Annotated in this window: 19 protein-coding genes and 1 pseudogene; 11 read left to right on the plus strand and 9 right to left on the minus strand. The window is 35.4% G+C overall.

Annotation, left to right across the window (positions count from 1 at the left end):
* Positions 1 to 330 precede the first annotated feature (330 nt).
* Positions 331 to 1,515 carry an MFS transporter gene (locus MKZ14_RS09725; protein WP_333006636.1) on the minus strand — a complete coding sequence of 395 codons (1,185 nt, stop codon included), beginning with the start codon at positions 1,513 to 1,515 and terminating at the stop codon, positions 331 to 333.
* 17 nt (positions 1,516 to 1,532) lie between these two features.
* Positions 1,533 to 2,351: a MerR family transcriptional regulator gene (locus MKZ14_RS09730; RefSeq protein ID WP_333006637.1), complete on the minus strand. Its 819-nt coding sequence runs from the start codon at positions 2,349 to 2,351 to the stop codon at positions 1,533 to 1,535.
* A 242-nt stretch (positions 2,352 to 2,593) separates the two neighbouring features.
* On the opposite strand from MKZ14_RS09730, the gene MKZ14_RS09735 reads away from it, so the two are divergent.
* Both MKZ14_RS09735 and MKZ14_RS09740 read left to right on the plus strand, forming a co-directional pair.
* Complete coding sequence (locus MKZ14_RS09735; RefSeq protein WP_036080920.1) at positions 2,594 to 3,079, plus strand: DUF2975 domain-containing protein; 486 nt, start codon at positions 2,594 to 2,596, stop codon at positions 3,077 to 3,079.
* 204 nt (positions 3,080 to 3,283) lie between these two features.
* Positions 3,284 to 3,814: a GNAT family N-acetyltransferase gene (locus MKZ14_RS09740; protein ID WP_333006638.1), complete on the plus strand. Its 531-nt coding sequence runs from the start codon at positions 3,284 to 3,286 to the stop codon at positions 3,812 to 3,814.
* Positions 3,815 to 5,420: 1,606 nt separating this feature from the next.
* Here MKZ14_RS09740 and MKZ14_RS09745 read toward each other — a convergent pair.
* The 4 genes from MKZ14_RS09745 to MKZ14_RS09760 form a co-directional block, all read right to left on the minus strand.
* Positions 5,421 to 6,068, minus strand: coding sequence for a pentapeptide repeat-containing protein (locus tag MKZ14_RS09745; protein ID WP_339280872.1), 648 nt, complete (start codon positions 6,066 to 6,068; stop codon positions 5,421 to 5,423).
* A 75-nt stretch (positions 6,069 to 6,143) separates the two neighbouring features.
* Positions 6,144 to 7,094, minus strand: a complete 951-nt coding sequence (locus tag MKZ14_RS09750) for a bile acid:sodium symporter family protein (RefSeq protein ID WP_339280873.1) — start codon at positions 7,092 to 7,094, stop codon at positions 6,144 to 6,146.
* 90 nt (positions 7,095 to 7,184) lie between these two features.
* On the minus strand, positions 7,185 to 7,376 hold the full coding sequence (locus tag MKZ14_RS09755) for a hypothetical protein (protein ID WP_258858773.1): 192 nt from the start codon (positions 7,374 to 7,376) through the stop codon (positions 7,185 to 7,187).
* A gap of 37 nt (positions 7,377 to 7,413) precedes the next feature.
* On the minus strand, positions 7,414 to 7,947 hold the full coding sequence (locus tag MKZ14_RS09760) for an HXXEE domain-containing protein (protein WP_339280874.1): 534 nt from the start codon (positions 7,945 to 7,947) through the stop codon (positions 7,414 to 7,416).
* Between the two features lie 151 nt (positions 7,948 to 8,098).
* Between MKZ14_RS09760 and MKZ14_RS09765 the strand changes: the two genes are divergently transcribed.
* Both MKZ14_RS09765 and MKZ14_RS09770 read left to right on the plus strand, forming a co-directional pair.
* The gene (locus MKZ14_RS09765; RefSeq protein ID WP_103117981.1) at positions 8,099 to 8,359 is read left to right on the plus strand and encodes a hypothetical protein; all 261 of its coding nucleotides are present in this window, start codon (positions 8,099 to 8,101) and stop codon (positions 8,357 to 8,359) included.
* A 276-nt stretch (positions 8,360 to 8,635) separates the two neighbouring features.
* Positions 8,636 to 10,408 carry an oleate hydratase gene (locus MKZ14_RS09770; RefSeq protein ID WP_339280875.1) on the plus strand — a complete coding sequence of 591 codons (1,773 nt, stop codon included), beginning with the start codon at positions 8,636 to 8,638 and terminating at the stop codon, positions 10,406 to 10,408.
* A gap of 188 nt (positions 10,409 to 10,596) precedes the next feature.
* Here MKZ14_RS09770 and MKZ14_RS09775 read toward each other — a convergent pair whose 3' ends face one another.
* A complete protein-coding gene (locus MKZ14_RS09775; RefSeq protein WP_016994120.1) occupies positions 10,597 to 11,058 on the minus strand; it encodes a GNAT family N-acetyltransferase in 462 nt (153 codons plus the stop codon).
* 78 nt (positions 11,059 to 11,136) lie between these two features.
* Between MKZ14_RS09775 and MKZ14_RS09780 the strand changes: the two genes are divergently transcribed.
* The gene (locus MKZ14_RS09780; RefSeq protein WP_258858770.1) at positions 11,137 to 11,532 is read left to right on the plus strand and encodes a pyrimidine dimer DNA glycosylase/endonuclease V; all 396 of its coding nucleotides are present in this window, start codon (positions 11,137 to 11,139) and stop codon (positions 11,530 to 11,532) included.
* A 14-nt stretch (positions 11,533 to 11,546) separates the two neighbouring features.
* Positions 11,547 to 12,170 carry an HAD family hydrolase gene (locus MKZ14_RS09785; protein WP_339280876.1) on the plus strand — a complete coding sequence of 208 codons (624 nt, stop codon included), beginning with the start codon at positions 11,547 to 11,549 and terminating at the stop codon, positions 12,168 to 12,170.
* Positions 12,171 to 12,397: 227 nt separating this feature from the next.
* Here the strand turns inward: MKZ14_RS09785 and MKZ14_RS09790 are convergent, their stop codons facing one another.
* Positions 12,398 to 13,180, minus strand: coding sequence for a hypothetical protein (locus MKZ14_RS09790; RefSeq protein ID WP_339280877.1), 783 nt, complete (start codon positions 13,178 to 13,180; stop codon positions 12,398 to 12,400).
* A 600-nt stretch (positions 13,181 to 13,780) separates the two neighbouring features.
* Positions 13,781 to 13,893, minus strand: a pseudogene (locus MKZ14_RS09795) (helix-turn-helix domain-containing protein); the annotation flags it as partial.
* A 523-nt stretch (positions 13,894 to 14,416) separates the two neighbouring features.
* Here MKZ14_RS09795 and MKZ14_RS09800 point away from each other — a divergent pair.
* The 5 genes from MKZ14_RS09800 (at position 14,417) to MKZ14_RS09820 (ending at position 17,993) form a co-directional block, all read left to right on the plus strand.
* Complete coding sequence (locus MKZ14_RS09800) at positions 14,417 to 14,785, plus strand: BlaI/MecI/CopY family transcriptional regulator (protein WP_016994115.1); 369 nt, start codon at positions 14,417 to 14,419, stop codon at positions 14,783 to 14,785.
* Positions 14,786 to 14,793: 8 nt separating this feature from the next.
* On the plus strand, positions 14,794 to 15,939 hold the full coding sequence (locus MKZ14_RS09805; protein WP_339280878.1) for a M56 family metallopeptidase: 1,146 nt from the start codon (positions 14,794 to 14,796) through the stop codon (positions 15,937 to 15,939).
* Positions 15,940 to 16,120: 181 nt separating this feature from the next.
* Positions 16,121 to 16,621, plus strand: a complete 501-nt coding sequence (locus MKZ14_RS09810; RefSeq protein WP_339280879.1) for a hypothetical protein — start codon at positions 16,121 to 16,123, stop codon at positions 16,619 to 16,621.
* Positions 16,622 to 16,805: 184 nt separating this feature from the next.
* Entirely contained in the window at positions 16,806 to 17,357 is a 552-nt protein-coding gene (locus MKZ14_RS09815; RefSeq protein WP_339280880.1) for a hypothetical protein, read from the plus strand.
* Positions 17,358 to 17,360: 3 nt separating this feature from the next.
* Positions 17,361 to 17,993, plus strand: coding sequence for a hypothetical protein (locus MKZ14_RS09820; protein ID WP_339280881.1), 633 nt, complete (start codon positions 17,361 to 17,363; stop codon positions 17,991 to 17,993).

Genomic DNA, 17,993 nt, shown 5'->3' on the forward strand with positions numbered 1-17,993 from the left:
ACGCAGGTCTTTGGGATGGAACCCTACAATAATAGACGAAGGATGCTCTGTATGCTTTAAAGCCTGATTTTGATGCCATAACGGAGTATGCTAGGCTGCATAATAAAGGCGGATTTCATGCGTTTACGCCTGATACAAAGGAAGGAATAGTAGAGAGCCGAAACTTTTGCCCAGTCTATGGCATTGATGTGGAAGCTGCCACAGGTTTATCCAATGGGGCTTTTACCTGTTATTTTTTAAATATAAATGTTTTTAATCAAGAGTACATATTTAGAAAAGCTACCTTTATATTGAATATGCCATTTTCAATATAAAGGTAGGATAAAAAAATTAATATTTGACTTTAGTGATAATAGGGGTTTCAACTCTACTATTCAATTTTTGGAATAGCAGGATGGCAAGGAATAAAGCCATGCTTACAGTACCAAAACCAACCCAATTCAAATTTAGGACAGAGGTATGACCGATGACAAACCCGCCTAATGCAGACCCTTGTGCAAAACCGAATTGGATAAAGGAGGTATTTATGCTTAGGGCAATATCTGGATTACGAGGTACCAGCGTGACAAGAAGGAGCTGCTGGGCAGGAGAAATACTCCAAGTTGCTACCATAAAAATCATTAAAACCAAGATCAATACAAAGAGATTGATACCAGCTAGTGCGAATAGGAGGAGCGTTACTGCTTGTAACAGCAATCCAAAACAAATGGTGAATCGAGAACCCTTTGCATCAGCCAATTGCCCGCCCACTCTTGAGCCAAGAAAGCTACAGATGCCAGCTAAAAATAGAATACCACTAATTTCGGTCATAGAAAGAGTGGATGTGGCTTGTAAGAAAGGCGTAATATAAGTAAATAGGGTAGCGTAACCACCGACATAAAATAAAGTAATAGCCAGGGCAGTTAGAATTTTTGAATCTTTTAAAATCGAAAGCTGCGATCTGAGTGTAACAGCTTCTTCCTCCTTGATAACTGGAATTTTTTTATAGATGATAAGCAGTGGAAGAATGGTCAATAAACCGATTAACATAAATAAAACTCTCCATCCAAATATTTCGCTAAAAAATGTGCCAATTGGAACACCCAGCACGAGCGAACTGCTTAAGCCCATCAAAATTATGCCGATAGCACGGCCTCTTCGTTCTTTTTCAACTAGTCGAGTAGCTACTGCCATGGCTACCACTGTAGTAATTCCTCCGCTAACCCCTTGAATAATTCGTATCCCTAGTGCGTATTCAAAAGAAGAGCTGATAAACATTAATCCGTTGCTAATAATGAACACACTAACGGTAGCCATAAGCAACTTTTTGCGATCCATATTGATCGTGAGTGCAATGAGAATTGGAGCGAAAATGGCTGCTGCTAGGGCAAATAAAGTCACTAATAACCCAGCTTCTGAAATCGTTACTCCAAAGTCTACGGCAATCATTTCAATAACGCCTGTAATAATGTACTCAACGGTTCCGATTAGAAAAACAATGAGTGATAAAACATAGATAATCAGCTTATTTTTCAACTCAATTCACGCTTCCTTCAGCAATTTATAATAGGTATTTGTATCTCCATTAATTGGACGTTTTGGGTTGTAGATAATGGTAAATATATTTCTCTACCTGGTTCGTTTTCCTTGAATTGATAGTTATTTTCTACAATCCATTTAGCTAAATCAACACAGGCTGTACAAGCAAAGTTAGAATCCGAACGAAAGGTCATTGTGGCCATCATTGGCTCAGGAGGAAGAGTCCGTAGTTGAAATGTATCAGGGAATGATGAAAGCTCCTTGGTTAAAAAATAACCGACTTCAAATTCAAACTCGTCTTCTTTCTCCTCTATTTCTTTCCATAAAACGACCTGAGGACTTTGAGCTAATTGGCGCATTTCCTTTGTGAGTAATTGATTAAATGTACAAAACAGGTCTGGAATATCTTCTTCTCTCCCGCGTGCTTTTAAAGAAAGGAATTGCTGAGCATCCACTGACTTGATGCGGATTTCTTGATCTGATTCCACCTGACCCTCTCGTTCTAAAAGTTGCATACGTTCTTCAATTCGTGCAAGCTTGGCCTGCTCCGTCTGGATAATATGTTGAATCTCACTTTTTTTCAGCTTAAACATCCCTTGTATATCTTTTAACGAAATATCTTCGTGGAGCAAACGTATAATTTGTGGCAAGGTAAACCCCAATTCCTTATAGAGAAAGATCCGATTGAGCTCTAGTAGCTGGTCTGCTGAATAGTATCGGTAGCAAGTATCATGGTCCACCTTTCTCGGCTTTAATATGCCAATCTGATCATAATAGCGCAATGTTTTCAAGGATACTTTGCTTAGCCTAGAAAATTCACTGATTTTAAACAAACGATCACCTCCAATCTAATAACTTAATGCAAGTATACAGTTTCCTGTGCAGGGGAAGGTCAAGTGCTTTTTAAAGAACTTCCTTACTACAATCTAATGTAGTAAGGCGCTTGTGATTATTTCAATGAATGTCAAATATATAAATAACAATAATAATATAGTTAAAAACAATTATTATTTATTGTTAATCGATAAATTTTGTGTTAGATTTATAGTGTCATTAATTAAGTGAGGTGCTTTCTATGAATGGTAAACGAGGTTTAACAACTTTCTTAAAGGGAATGATTCTTCTGGCTGGCATTGCCATTCTTGCCCTATGTATATTTTTTGTACCTCCTATGGCTCATTTCGCATCGAGTTTGTATCCGAATTTTTACCCAATGAATTCTCTGATTTTCATTGTGATGTATGGATCGGCTGTACCTTTTTACATTGCTCTCTATCAGGCTTTTAAACTTTTAAGGTACATTGATGCGAATACAGCGTTCTCGGAATTATCTGTAAAAGCGTTAAAGTACATAAAGTGGTGTGCAATAATAATCAGTGGCTTGCATGTATTAGGTGCACCCCTTTTTCATTTTATAACAAACAAAATGGATCCTCCTTTTGGAATAGTGGGACTCCTCATTATTTTTGTTTCACTGGTTATCGCCATTTTTGCTGCTGTCCTCCAGCGGCTTCTACAAGAAGTGACGAATATAAAATTAGAAAATGATTTGACGGTCTGAGATGGATAACATGGTGATCCTAGCCAAACGAAAACTGATCATAGAAGAAATGAGAATTCGGAATCCTATGGAAGTTTAATAGTGACGCAAGTAAATTTCTAGATTGTTATGTAGTTTAATTTTTTACATTAAAAGGAGCTGATCCACTTTTATTCTACTTTTGCTATACTTTATTAAATTGAATAGTATAAGGAGGCTATAAAAGTGGATTGGAAGATAAAAAAATTTGATGAGTTAACCGTAAAAGAACTATATGAGATACTGAAGGTTCGTGCGGAAGTTTTTGTGGTAGAGCAAGAATGTGTCTATCAGGATCTAGATTCAAAAGACGAAAATGCTTATCATTTATTTGGTGAAGACCAAGGAGAGGTAGTTGGGTATTTAAGGATCCTACCCAAAGGAATAGCATATCAAGAAGCAGCAATCGGAAGAGTGTTAACAAAGCAAGCATACAGAAGAAGGGGATTATCTCTGGAAATGGTTAAAAGAGCAATTGATTTTATTCAAGATGATATTGGAGAAGACGCAATCCGCATTTCTGCGCAGGCATATTTGCTAAAATTCTATGAGGGCTTTGGATTTAAAACGACATCAGCTGTTTATTTAGAAGATGGAATAGAACATATAGAAATGCTATATAAAAGGAGGGATAGAGCTGAAAATGTAGCGGATAGGACGCTAAAAATAGAGGATAGAACGCTAAAAGTAGAGGATAGCCCTCAAATAGAAGGATAGAATGCTAAAAGTGCAGGATAGAACTGAAAAAGTAGCGGATAGAACGTTCAAAGTAGAGGATAAGCCTCAAATAGGAGGATAGAATTCTAAAAGTGTAGGATAAAACTGAAAAAGTAGCGGATAGGACGCTCAAAGTAGCGGATAAGCCTCAAATAGGAGGATAGAATTCTAAAAGTGCAGGATAAAACTGAAAAAGTAGCGGATAGAACGCTCAAAGTAGCGGATAAGCCTCAAATAGAAGGATAGAATGCTAAAAGCGCAGGATAAAACTCCAAAAAGTAGCGGATACCCCTCAAATAGAAGGATAGAATTCTAAAAGTGTAGGATAAAACTGAAAATGTAGCGGATAGGACGCTCAAAGTAGCGGATACCCCTCAAATAGAAGGATAGAATGCTAAAAGTGCAGGATAGAACTGAAAAAGTAGCGGATAGAACGCTCAAAGTAGAGGATAAGCCTCAAATAGCAGGATAGAATGCTAAAAGTGCAGGATAGAACTGAAAAAGTAGCGGATAGAACGCTCAAAGTAGAGGATAGCCCTCAAATAGCAGGATAGAATGCTAAAAGTGTAGGATAAAACTGAAAAAGTAGCGGATAGAACGCTCAAAGTAGCGGATAAGCCTCAAATAGCAGGATAGAATGCTAAAAGTGCAGGATAAAACTGAAAAAGTAGCGGATAGAACGCTCAAAGTAGCGGATAAGCTTCAAATAGCAGGATAGAATGCTAAAAGTGCAGGATAGAACTGAAAAAGTAGCGGATAGAACGCTCAAAGTAGAGGATAAGCCTCAAATAGAAGGATAGAATGCTAAAAGTGTAGGATAAAACTGAAAAAGTAGCGGATAGAACGCTCAAAGTAGCGGATAAGCTTCAAATAGCAGGATAGAATGCTAAAAGTGCAGGATAGAACTGAAAAAGTAGCGGATAGAACGCTCAAAGTAGCGGATAAGCTTCAAATAGCAGGATAGAATGCTAAAAGTGCAGGATAGAACTGAAAAAGTAGCGGATAGAACGCTCAAAGTAGAGGATACCCCTCAAATAGCAGGATAGAATGCTAAAAGTGCAGGATAAAACTGAAAAAGTAGCGGATAGGACGCTCAAAGTGGAGGATAGCCCTCAAATAGAAGGATAGAATGCTAAAAGTGTAGGATAAAACTGAAAAAGTAGCGAATAGAACGCTCAAAGTGGAGGATAAGCCTCAAATAGAAGGATAGAATGCTAAAAGTGCAGGATAAGCCTGAAAAAGTAGCGGATAGAACGTTCAAAGTAGCGGATAAGCCTCAAATAGGAGGATAGAATGCTAAAAGTGTAGGATAAAACTGAAAAAGTAGCGGATAGAACGCTCAAAGTGGAGGATACCCCTCAAATAGCAGGATAGAACGCTTAAAGAGGAGGATAGCCCTCAAATAGCAGGATAGAATTCTAAAAGTGGAGGATAAAACTGAAAAAGTAGCGGATAGAACGCTCAAAGTGAGGGATAGCCCCGCAAATTAGGAGGATAGAATTCTAAAAGACGATAAAATAGCAGATTAACAAATTGTAAAAATTGAGCGCTATCCGAGCATAAGGATAAGCGCTTTATTTTTTTCTTGAACTTTTAAGCCCTTAAACTAGTATTTAACCTTCAACCCTAGTAATGAAGCAAAACCTATGGCTTGTTCAGTAGAGACTTCACACCCATTTAAACTTTCTGGAGTTACTTGAAGTCTTTTAAATTTACATGTACTGATGTCTATTCCTTTTAAGGAAGTTTGGGAGAAATCCACATCATTTAGATCACTTTCTTGAAACGCCACCTTATTAAGTAAACAATCATAAAAATTCGCACCTTGCAGGGAGGTGCTATCAAATAGCACTTGTTTAAAGCGCACTTCGGGGAAATTACTTAAGTTTGCAAGGCAATTTTCAAATGAAACATTGCCGAGGTTTGCTTCAGTTAAATTCAACCCTAATAGTTTACAGTTTTTGAAGGCCACTCTATGAATGATGCCTTCACTTAAGTTAGTGTTAGATAAATCACAGTTTTCAAAAATGACGTCCGTTAAATCAATTTTTTGAAAGGTACAATCGATGAATGTGACATTTTTAAAGATAACATTAGAGACGATTAATCGTTCAATATCCTCGTGAGCAATGACCGTATCCGTAATCTTGCAATTTGTTAAATAGGGTTCCTCCTCATAAAAAATATCCTGAAAATTTGCTTTGTCAAGATTCGGGGATATTTTTGGTGATGTAAGTTGGAAATTGTATGACATATTAGCACACCCTTCAAATATAAATAAAAGCTTCTCCTATTTAGTATAAGTGCAAACCTAAAATAAGAACACCGTCTATACGGTGCTCTTATCTGGTTTAAACAAAGGATTTACCATCTTACTAAAAACGGAGGCTAGCACCTGTTGAAACAGCATACCGAACACAACAGGCATGGCGACTTTACCTGGAAAGTACGTTGTGGCCACGATGACACCGACTGCAATATTTCTCATGCCACCAGTAAAAACAAAGGTTGCCATTTGTGGACCGTCTTTTAACAGATATCGGCCTACGAGGTAAGCAAATAGATAGCCTGAGACTGCAAGTAAGAACACTAAAAGCACCACGAAGAAAAGATGCATGTTGATATCCTTTAAGTAGGGAGCAATGGCACTACTATTAATCAATATGACCGCAAATAAACATAGCTTTGAAAAAGGAGCAAGTTTTTTACCGATTTTTTTGGGGATGGCTCCTTTCGAAAGTTCATTCACTAAGATACCTAAAATCGTGGGTAAGACAATCATCCATAGTAAATTCAGAATCAGGGATGCCACATCCAACTCAATTTTTTCACCCGAAACGATATAAAGGATGAAGGGGAGGATGATGGGAGAAAGGAGCGTATCAATTAAAATAATTGATAAGCCTAACGGTAAGTTCCCTTTGCAAATATTGATCCAAATAACACTCGTTACGCCTGTTGGAAGTGCAACCGCTAAGACAAAACCAATAGTCAACAAATGGTCATCGAACAAAACGGTGGATAAGAAATAAGCCCATAAAGGCATCAAGAGATGAAGAAAAAGGATGGAGAATAAAATGAGAACTGGATGCTTCATGAAAATTTTTATATCTTTAAATTTCATATGTAAGCTTCCTGAGAATGTCATGAAGGCAAATAGCCAGGAGACAAGGAATAATAAATGATGTCCAATGCTTTCTAAGAATACACCTACAATTAAACTTAATGGTGTCAGGATCGCAATGTATTTTTGGAGAAATACATTTAGTTTTTCTAACATACAAAGACCTTCTTTTTTTATCTGATTTTATCACTTTTATTATAATCGTAGGTAAATTTACCGCAAAAAAAAGCAGAAGATTTACTCCTGCTAAGAATTTACATGTTTTTTATCGGTTTCTTTAGTAAACGGCATCCATACAATGCCTACGATCAATAAAATATTACCTGTCCACCTAATCCATAAATAATAAGGATGGTCTTTTAAAAAGTACAACGAAGCTAGGATAATAACCATCCCAATAGCAATCATCAACTTTAAATAAATCGGAGTTTTTGCCACTCTCCTGCCTCCTTTCTATCTTTTCATGAACATGTATCTATATCACTCTTTTTCCTAGCCAATGCGCAGTAAAGACAATGGGGAAAAATAGTATGCCAAAAGGCAGGCTTATCAAAACGATATGCCAAGTAAGGATGCCACTAGTAAACAAAGATTTAAATAAAATAATGCTATAGGGAATAATGATGATGGCTGATGTTATAGCTCCTGGAGTAACAGAACGAAATAAGAGCGATTGTCCAATATGGGTAAAAGCATGGATAAAGAAAACAAGTGTAACAGCTGTGAAAAAATAGATAGTAAAAGTGACTCCGTTTAGAAAATAGTAGTTAACCAGAATGGTAGAGAGACTGACAAACAAGAAGATAAATAAGACAGCAACAGCAAATTGTGCTGTGGTCATTGAAAATTGTTTCACCACTTTATCGGCTATTTTTTGGGGTAATCTTTCATACAGCTTATGACGATTATGATGTAACCATTTCTCTACCATAATAATTTCTTCAAAATCATGAATAATAAATAAAATAGGAAACAACCAAATTAGTGTTTGAACATTCAACCATTCCATATGAATACCTCTCTCCTTATCACTATGCTGGAAGTGTTACTAAAAATACCATATTTATATAACATATGTTAATAATAACATATTAGAAAAAGTTGTAAGCTAAGATTCATTTATTATTGAATCTAATTATTAAGAAATCGGGGATGAAGCTGTGAGTGAAATCGATAAACGTAATAGACTAAACAAGGAACCATTCTCATATCAAACGACAAAAAAGGGGACTGTCGTTATTTATTATGAAGGCAAGCAAATTAAAATCGTCAAGGAGAAAGAGGCTGAGCGTCTACTAGCAAAAATTAAGCAGGTGGAGGGGCAGATAAAGGAAGTCCAGCTATTGTTAGCTAAAATTACGGGTAATTTTAAACGAGGTAACGAGAAATTGGCTAAACCTCAAAAAGGGAATGAAGGTTAAAAAAGATTTATTGAGATAATAATTATGCAAAGCTAATAGTAACTTATTGAATTGGTTTTTCCTTTTTAAGGCAGGCGTTAAGGGGGTTATTACGATTATTTACTGTATGGTTCTCTTTTATAAAAATACAAGCACTTGCTTTGTCCAATGAGAAGGGAAGATAAATTAACGCACAATTAGCGGATTTGAATTTTTTGTTAATTATTAGCTCATTTTACCATTTTGTCGATAACCTGTGTTATTCTATATTAGAATAATAAATTAGGAGGCGGTAATATGTATTACAGCAATGGTAACTATGAAGCTTTCGCACGTCCTAAAAAACCTGAGGGAGTCGATAAAAAGTCTGCTTATCTGATTGGCTCAGGACTAGCCTCACTGTCAGCAGCATGTTTTTTAATTCGTGATGGCCAAATGAAAGGTGAGAACATTCATATTCTTGAAGAGTTAGATATTTCAGGAGGAAGTCTAGATGGCATACTTAATCCGACGAGAGGGTTTATTATTCGCGGTGGACGAGAAATGGAAGATCATTTTGAATGCTTATGGGATTTATTCCGTTCCATTCCTTCGTTAGAAGTAGAAAATGCTTCCGTTTTAGATGAATTTTACTGGCTTAATAAAGAGGATCCTAATTATTCAAAATGTCGATTAATGAAGGATAGAGGCCAAAGACTTGAGGATGATGGCAAGTTCACTTTATCAGACAAATCCTCAGAAGAAATGATTAAATTATTCTTTACGCCTGAGGAAAAATTAGAGGATAAAAAAATCACAGATGTTTTCTCAGATGAATTTTTTGAATCGAACTTTTGGCTCTATTGGTCCACAATGTTTGCGTTTGAAAAATGGCATTCTGCGATGGAAATGCGTCGTTATATTATGCGTTTCATTCATCATATTGGCGGATTACCAGATTTATCGGCCTTAAAATTTACAAAGTATAATCAGTATGAATCGCTCGTGCTGCCAATGATTAAATACTTAGAAAGTCATGATGTTGATTTCCAATATAATACGGTTGTAGAAAATGTTTTAGTTGATAAGGTAGGAGACAAGAAAGTAGCTCATACATTGGTGTTACGAAAAGATGGTGTGAAAAAGAATATTGAACTAACAGAAAATGAGTTAGTGTTTGTGACAAATGGTAGTATTACAGAAAGTACAACATACGGGGATAATAATACGCCAGCCCCTATCAATAAAGATTTAGGTGGCAGCTGGTCCCTGTGGAAAAATATCGCTGCCCAAGGTGAAGAGTTTGGTCGACCAGAAAAGTTCTGCGATAATCTACCAGAGGAAAGCTGGTTTGTTTCAGCTACCCTTACAACATTAGATGATCGTGTGGCTCCATATATTGAAAAAATCAGTAAAAGGGACCCATACGCTGGTAAGGTCGTAACAGGAGGGATTGTCACAGCTACCGATTCTAATTGGATGCTAAGCTATACATTGAACCGACAACCTCACTTTAAAAATCAACCAAAGAACCAATTAGTTGTTTGGATTTATGGCTTACTATCAAACAAGCCAGGTGATTTTATTAAGAAAAGTATTACGGAATGTACAGGCATTGAGATTGCCCAAGAGTGGTTATACCATATGGGTGTACCAGTGGATGAAATTCCAGACATTGCCCAAAATTCTTGCAATACGATTCCATGCTATATGCCTTACATCACCTCTTATTTCATGCCAAGAGCAATAGGAGATCGTCCACTTGTTGTGCCAGAAGGGTCTACTAATTTAGCCTTTATTGGCAACTTCAGTGAAACAGCAAGAGATACTGTCTTTACTACGGAATATTCCGTAAGAACGGCGATGGAGGCAGTCTATCAACTATTAAATATTGACCGAGGCGTGCCTGAGGTATTTGCATCTGCCTTTGATATTCGCACATTATTAGCATCAACGGCTCGTTTACTGGATGGTAAAAAACTAACAGATATTGATGCACCATTTATTTTAAAGCAAATCGGTAAATTGGGTATTCATAAAACAAAGGATACAATCATTTATGATTTACTGAAAGAAAGTAAATTAATATAGTGTTGAAAAATAGACAAAGCAGTTTGAGGGGCTTTGTCTATTTTTCTTTATAGCCAATCTTTTACATAGGCAAGTAATCCAATAAACGCACCTAATCCCATGCCAATAAAGACAGGCACTACGAAGTTTGCTTTCTTTTGTACGGTTTTTATTTCTTCCATTGAAATCCCTTCTTTCTCATCACATACTTAAAATTCTAAGCGCATTGTCTGGTTCGTATCCTTGAATCCGTGTTTTTCATATAAGGATTTAGCACCTTTATTTTCAGTCAATACATTTAACTCCAAATAGTCCAAGTGACGATAGGCTGCCCATTTTTTCGCTTCATCTAATAAAGCAGAACCAATTCCTTTATTTTGGTAATGCTTGCCAACAATTACATCCACAATAAAAGCATATTTGTGCTCAACCAAGCAAGTATAGGGTGGAGTCGTTGTTTCTTTAATAAGCAAAAAGCCTACTACTTCGTTCTCAACTGTTGCGATTAAAATATCTGAATCCTCTTCAATAATCGTAAACCTGATAAAGTTAGCATCTTGTTTGGCAGGTTTGATATATTTAGGTTGAAGAATCGACATCTCTAAAAAAAGCTCTTGGTATAAACGCTCAATTTGTGGAATTTCATCGAGCGTTGCAGTTTTGATTTCCATACTATCCCTCCGTCAGTTATAGCATCATAGTAAGTAATATTTTACATTAATGGTTGATGAATAGAAAGGGGAAGGCACATGAGGTTATGGCACATCGATTTAATTGCGTATCTACCAAAAGGACAACTACTGTCACAGTGGAGAGAGCTAAATAGCATATTTGCGAAAGAGGATCAGCACATTCTGATTAATTATATATACGAATACCCGAAAGAAGACTTATATTTGTATACAGAAAAAGTCATGGCTGAAATGAAGAAGCGGGGCTATCAAATTCGAACCTACGAAAAAAAGAATCACTACTTTAAGGATTTAGGTCCAGTAAAGGATAGGAAACCCTTTCAACAGCATCATAATCAGGAATATCTTGAAATATGTTTTTATAATTTAAAGGAGAAATTTATAAGAGGCCAGAAGGATTATGAAGAGGAAATGTATCAGCAATTATGCACATATGTAAATAGCGTGCTTTAACTAGGAGGATATACATGTTAAATGCGATTATATTTGATGTAGATGGAACGATTTTGGATACGGAGAAAGCGATTTTACAGTCTTTGCAAAGAACCTTACGAGAAGAAACACAAAAGGACTATCCCTTTGAGGCATTACGATTTACTTTAGGCATCCCAGGAAAAGATGCATTGCAGAGGCTTAACGTGGATGACGTAGAGGCTGTGCATCAGAAATGGTCTGCGGCTGTGCTGGATTTTTCACATGAAGTGGCTGTTTTCGAAAGTCTAGAGGAAGTTATTCAGCACCTTGCAGCAAAGCCGCTACAATTAGGTATTGTCACTTCTAAAACAGCGCAAGAGGTAGTGGATGAGTTTGAGCCGTTTGGGTTAAGTGAGTATTTCCACCATATTGTAAGTGCCAGTGATACGGTAAAGCATAAACCACATCCAGAGCCGCTGTTAAAATGTCTAGACGCATTACAGATAGCACCTGAAGAGGCCATCTATATTGGTGATTCTATTTATGATTTCCAATGCGCAAAGCAGGCAGGCGCCAAATTTGCCCTCGCCCATTGGGGAGCCAAATCCACCATTGGCTTTGAGGAGGCAGATTACGTTTTCTATGAGCCAAAGGATATTTTAGCCATCGTTAAGTAGTATGAAAAACAGGAGATGGTAACCTATATTTTCTCATGAGTAGCAGAAGTACCTGTAGATAATACCATAGCTGCTGTTAATCCAGCATATATAAGTTTTTTCAAATTCAATCCCACCTTAGTTAATTTTCAAATATTTCAAAACTGCGATATAAACATATATTATAATATTAACCATATTTTGTAAAAAAATGCGTTAAAAATAATGGTAAACTTACAAAGAATGAATTATTCTTGCTTGTTTGATAAGTTTTTTAATTCATTCTTTGCTTGGTCTACAAACGACCAATATATTTTATGAAATTCATCCTTCTTGTGTTGTTCAGCAGGTGTTAAACCATAATGCCACTCTCCATTAATGCTTGTTAATAATGTTTGTCCTCCAACTACAACCTCATAATCATAACCACCTAAAGAATTCTGCTTCGGTTTAATGATACCATCAGTAGACATGGCTATAGTTTTCTCTATTCCCCAATCCATTTTGTTTAGATAGGTGACAAGTGATATTTCTCCTAAAGGTGTCGAATTCTCTTTTTCTTCAGCTTCAAATTGCTTAATGGCTTTCATAGCCTGTTGATGCAGTGCTTGACGGTCAGGTGATACAGGTGAAATATATTGTGCAAGTAATATGGCAAATTGTCTGTCAATGGCATAACTTTCATTGCTATTCCTATGTGTTGGAGCATTTGCCGCTTTTGCTGTTCTCATGGCTAGAGCTTTAATTTGTTCTATTAAATCCTCCTGTGAGGGTACTTGCTTCCCTTTGGTTGGTAGCACATCCCAATCAGGTGTTGCTAAATTATTGGAATACATGGAAGCTGTCTTAACATTGGTTTGCTTCCCAATTTCATGGGGTGTATAATTCCGTATCGAGTTGTCAGTTTGGACGCTTTTTGTTGTAGGGATATAGGTTTCTGTTAAATGAATTTGACTATCTTTTTTCTTAGTGTCATTACTTGTTGTGTTAATAGAAGTAGACTGCATTTGTGAGAAATTTGTAATTTTCATGATTGAAGTTCACCCTTTCAATATAGTTCATTTTCTATAAAATGATAAAAATAGCGTTCAATAGATATAGTGATAAATGAAAAATTTTATATGTTAAACAACTAAACAATATTATAAGAAGGATGAAACGAATCCTATTTCCAAATCAAAGAGCATTAATTATATGGTAAAAAAGTAAAAATATATATTGTTAATTGTATCAGAATATAAGAAGAGAGGGAATGCAAAAATAGTAACTAAATATATTTTTTGGTAATTATTGTATATACAGAATGAAAAGCCCCACCTTTTGTTCAAACCAACTAACAAAAGAAAGTCTTGTTTTGTTAGTTGGTTTAGGAAATATTAGTTATCATACGATAAATTGATATTTGATAATCATTCAAACAAAAAGGTATCAACTAAAAGAGTGAAAATTGACACCTTAATCAGTTTCCAAAACTTGCACAAAAGTTTGGGAGTATCCCTGAATTTGTTTAATGACTTGTCATCAACAGAACGTATCTAATTTTTGTTATATTACACGATGTTTCTAGTTTTTTGTCAAAGAGCAAAATCCACGAACAATTCAAACGAAAGGAGGATGGATATGGCGTCCACTTAAATCTTAAATATTAAAATAGATTGCATTAGTTTTGAGCGCAAACGGTCATGATGTCCCCATCAATACCCCAATAAGTGTTTCCTCGCTCGTCACAAAGCTTACGCATAGAGAACCTTTTTCATAAGTATCTAACGTATAAAGTTGGTTTTTCTGCTGTGTTGTAGGGTCAGAAAAGGTCGTCTTGTGCTTGTTGTTTTCGCCTTTGGTTATAAGCATTGATGGCTTCATTCTTCAAAACTCGCTTACAAGAGCTATTAAATGCACAACGCACTTGCCACTCGGTACGAATAGGTTTCATGCACTCACCCCCCTTCGCATTTGCAAAGGTGTTGGTGATTTCCCCTTTCATAACTTCAACTGGATTTCTTCCAAAATGCCAAAAATTATCATGAATTTTTTAAAAATTTGAAGTAAAAAAGTTAAATTGAATCATAGTAGAATGTTTCTCCTTTTTCTTGCTGTTTCAGCATAAAAAGACATGGAAAATTCTGAAATGTTATATATTGACAAAAATTAAATAGCCATAGTAGACTTTACTATAAGGTTATAGTTTATAAAACTAAATTTTTATAGTGAATGTTACTATGTTGTTGTAGTTTAATAATAGTGAATTCATAGAAAAGAGGAAAAAAATGACTGAATTCCAGAAATTAACTGATACAGAAATGGAAGTTATGCAAGTTATTTGGAAATTGAATCGTTCTGTTACATCAAGTGAATTGTTAGAGATCTTTTCAGAAAAGTCTTGGAAAGGACAAACCATTAATACCTTTTTATCGAAATTAGTTGATAAGGGGTTACTGTCTGTCACAAGAGGGAAATGGCGTGTGAATCATTATAGTCCTTGTGTAACTTTTAAAGAGTATAAAAAACGAGAAGCGAAAAGTGTATTAGACACGATGTATCAAGGCTCTATGACAACTTTTTTAGCAACACTCTATGATGATGAAGTAACAGAGGATGAATTAGATGAACTAAAACAATGGCTTTCCGAAAAGTAGGTGAATAAATGCATGCATGGTTAAATAGTGTGGTAGCTTTATCAGTTGCGGGTAGTAGCATGTTCATTCTTTATTATGGTATGACGGTTATTTCAAGAGAGGCACTCACAGCGAGATGGTATTACTGGAATAGAAAATTAGCGCTTTTCTTTTTCCTAGTACCTGTATTTCTCCTATTGAATGTCCCCCTCTTATTAAAGAAAAATCATCAGCCAATAGAAGGGGAACAGCTGCTTTTCGTACAACAAAATACAGTTTGGTTAACAGAAAATTTTGTACAAATACTGTTTATCATTTGGTTAGTTGGTGCGATTGTAGCAAGTGGATGGTTTTTATTTATGTATCAAAGTGGATATCGAAAATTATATCGAAACTTGATACCAGTTCCTAAAGACCATGAAGTATGGAAAATTTTAGCGCAACAACAAAGAAATATGAAATTAAAAAATAGAATTCGCCTTACATATTGTCAAGAAAATATTAGCCCTATTTTGATAGGTCTATTTAAGCCAACGATTGTGTTACCAATGTATGAGATTCCGAATGACGAGTTAGCTTTGATTCTCAAACATGAATTGATTCATTATAAGAAAAAAGATTTATGGGTGAAAAGATTGGGAATTTTCGCTATCATTCTACACTGGTATAATCCGTTGATTTATCTTTTACAAAAAGAGTTAACGAAGTGGTGTGAGCTTTCTTGTGATGAGTATGTTGTCATGTCCATGTCTTTGTCAGAGCGAAAAAAGTATGCTGAAACAATTTTAAATATGATGCAACGTGCTCAAAGGCATTCACTCTCTCCTTTTTCAGCCCCCTTTTTTACGACAGGGAAAATGAAATTAAAAAAGAGATTACAGCGAATGCTAACTGACAAAAAGGTAAGTAGACCAATTGGTATGTTATCTATAGTTATACTCTTCATTTTTAGTGGTGTGAGTATTGTAAGTTCTGAATATACTCATAACAACATTTCACCTATTAAGGAGGAGGTTTTAACATTAACAGAGGAATCTTTTGATACCTCGATAGAAGAAGAAGGGCATTCTGAATTAATGTCTGTTAAATTATCAGATGAATCAAAATTTTCTAAAGAGGAATGGAAAAAAATTTTAAAAAAGATTGAAAGAAATGAAATTATTTTAGAAGAATAATGAAGAAGCCCTACCCAAAGGATAGGGCTTCTTAAATAAAAAATATATACAAATTGTTGGGTACAAAATATATTTTTTTAGTTTGAAAGTAATTTATAGCTAAAATTAATATATTATTACTTTTCATGTAATGTGTCTTTTCTTAGTTTGTTTCTTAATTTATAAAGGGGAGGAATAGAATATGTTCAAAAAAATCTTTATAGCAATGTTTAGTCTAATTTTAATGATATGGATAAGTCAAGATTCTGTAAGTGCTATGGAAAATTCATCAAGTAATTTAGAAAACGAAATTTTAATAGCTGAATCTTTTGTGGAAAGTGATTTTTCCATTGAAGAGGCATCTATTGATGGAGTAACTCCTTTATTAAGTTTTAATATTTCTTCTTCTTCGTTGGGAGTAAATAAGTTTGTTAAATCAAGTAATTCTTATTACATTCAAAGCGGTGGAAAGGTAAATATCACAAATATTACATGGAGTCCATCTAATCAAAATATTCAAATAGGATTAGTTAATGCCGCTACAGATACAAGATATTGGTCAAGTGAACGTACAGGTGGAAGTCAAATTGGTGGTTCGATTGTCTTGCCAGAAACAGCTCCTAGTGGGCAATATTATGTTGCTATTCGTTCTGTAGCTACAAATACGACAAGTATCAGTGTATATGGGCAATTTAACTTTTAAATAATAATTTAATTTTGATAACAATAACTTTATTACTCTATTTTTAAAATATTGATTGCACATGAACAGAAATTCCATGACTATTCAGATACTTTGGAAGGGGGGATGTCTAATATAATATAAATAGAAGGTGTAAAGTTTGTTCGATAGCTTTATAAAAAAAATTTTAGAAAGAGGTTTTATCATGAAAAAATTAACTTCATTTTTCTCAATTTTTGCATTGTTCTTAGTATTGTTTATGCCACAAAACGCATCAGCAGCAACTACTTACAGCGCTGGGGCAAGTTCACCGTCTACTATCTACGCCTATAGTCTCAATCAATGGTCTGAAGATGGTTTTTGGGATTTAAGAAATATAAGCTCTATTCCTGATACAGCGGTTGTGACAGCAGCTAAATTAAATTGGAGTATTTGTACAACTTGTGGTATGTCTTATGATACAACGGTTGTTGGTCTATTTAAGCAAGATGGGTCTGGCTATCAGATGGATTCAGGTTTTTACAATTATAATTTTGGTGGTCAACCTGTTAAACAAAATTGGTTTGCTAGTTTTAAATCATCAAAATTCAACGGCTCAGGTTATATACAGCCTGTTTTAACTATATTATGGGAAGATTCTATGAGTGCGAAATCTGGTTCGTTTATGTTAAATGAATCACCTAATGGAATTCTTGTTGATAAAGATAGCCTTGTTGAAAAACAAGAAGTAACGTTGGTTAATTTAAAGGAGGAATAACCGATGACAGCTATAGTGAATTCAATACAAAATCTAGGGTGGGTTGCTAATTTTCAGATCAATCAACCCTCTCCACCCTTTAAAATAGCAGAAGGTGAAATAGATTCTAAAAAAGCGGAGATTGAAACCTCACGTAAAGAATATGCAGAATTCATACAATCTAGCAATTCTATTTATCATGGGGCAACTCCAACTCAACTTGTCAACAAACAAACAAATTCTATTAATATTGTAGCAGGTGTTTACTATAATTTAGGAACAGTAAATGGAAAACCTTTGAATGGTACGCCTTTAGCAAGTGGAGGATTCAACTCGAATTTTAGTCCTAAAATATGGAAAGTACCAGGTTCGTCCATTGTAACACCAGAGCAAGAAGCAGCACTTAAAATGCGACAATCCTACTCACTACCTGAACGTCAAGAAGCCAATGAACTTGTGGCGGTCTTTATGAGCCTTTCTCGGTTAGCGGAAGGAAAGAAATCTGTGGCTAGTATGAATGATGATGTAATGTTTAAACAACACTTCCCTAAGTTTGCAGAAGGAGTAGGACTTGACTTAAGTAAGCCTTTCACTATTAATGGCAAGTCATTTATGTATTCAAAGGGAGTGTTACAGGCACTAAATAACGAAGTTTAG

This window comes from Lysinibacillus sp. FSL P2-0066 (genome assembly GCF_037969495.1).
Taxonomy (GTDB): Bacteria; Bacillota; Bacilli; order Bacillales_A; family Planococcaceae; genus Lysinibacillus; species Lysinibacillus boronitolerans.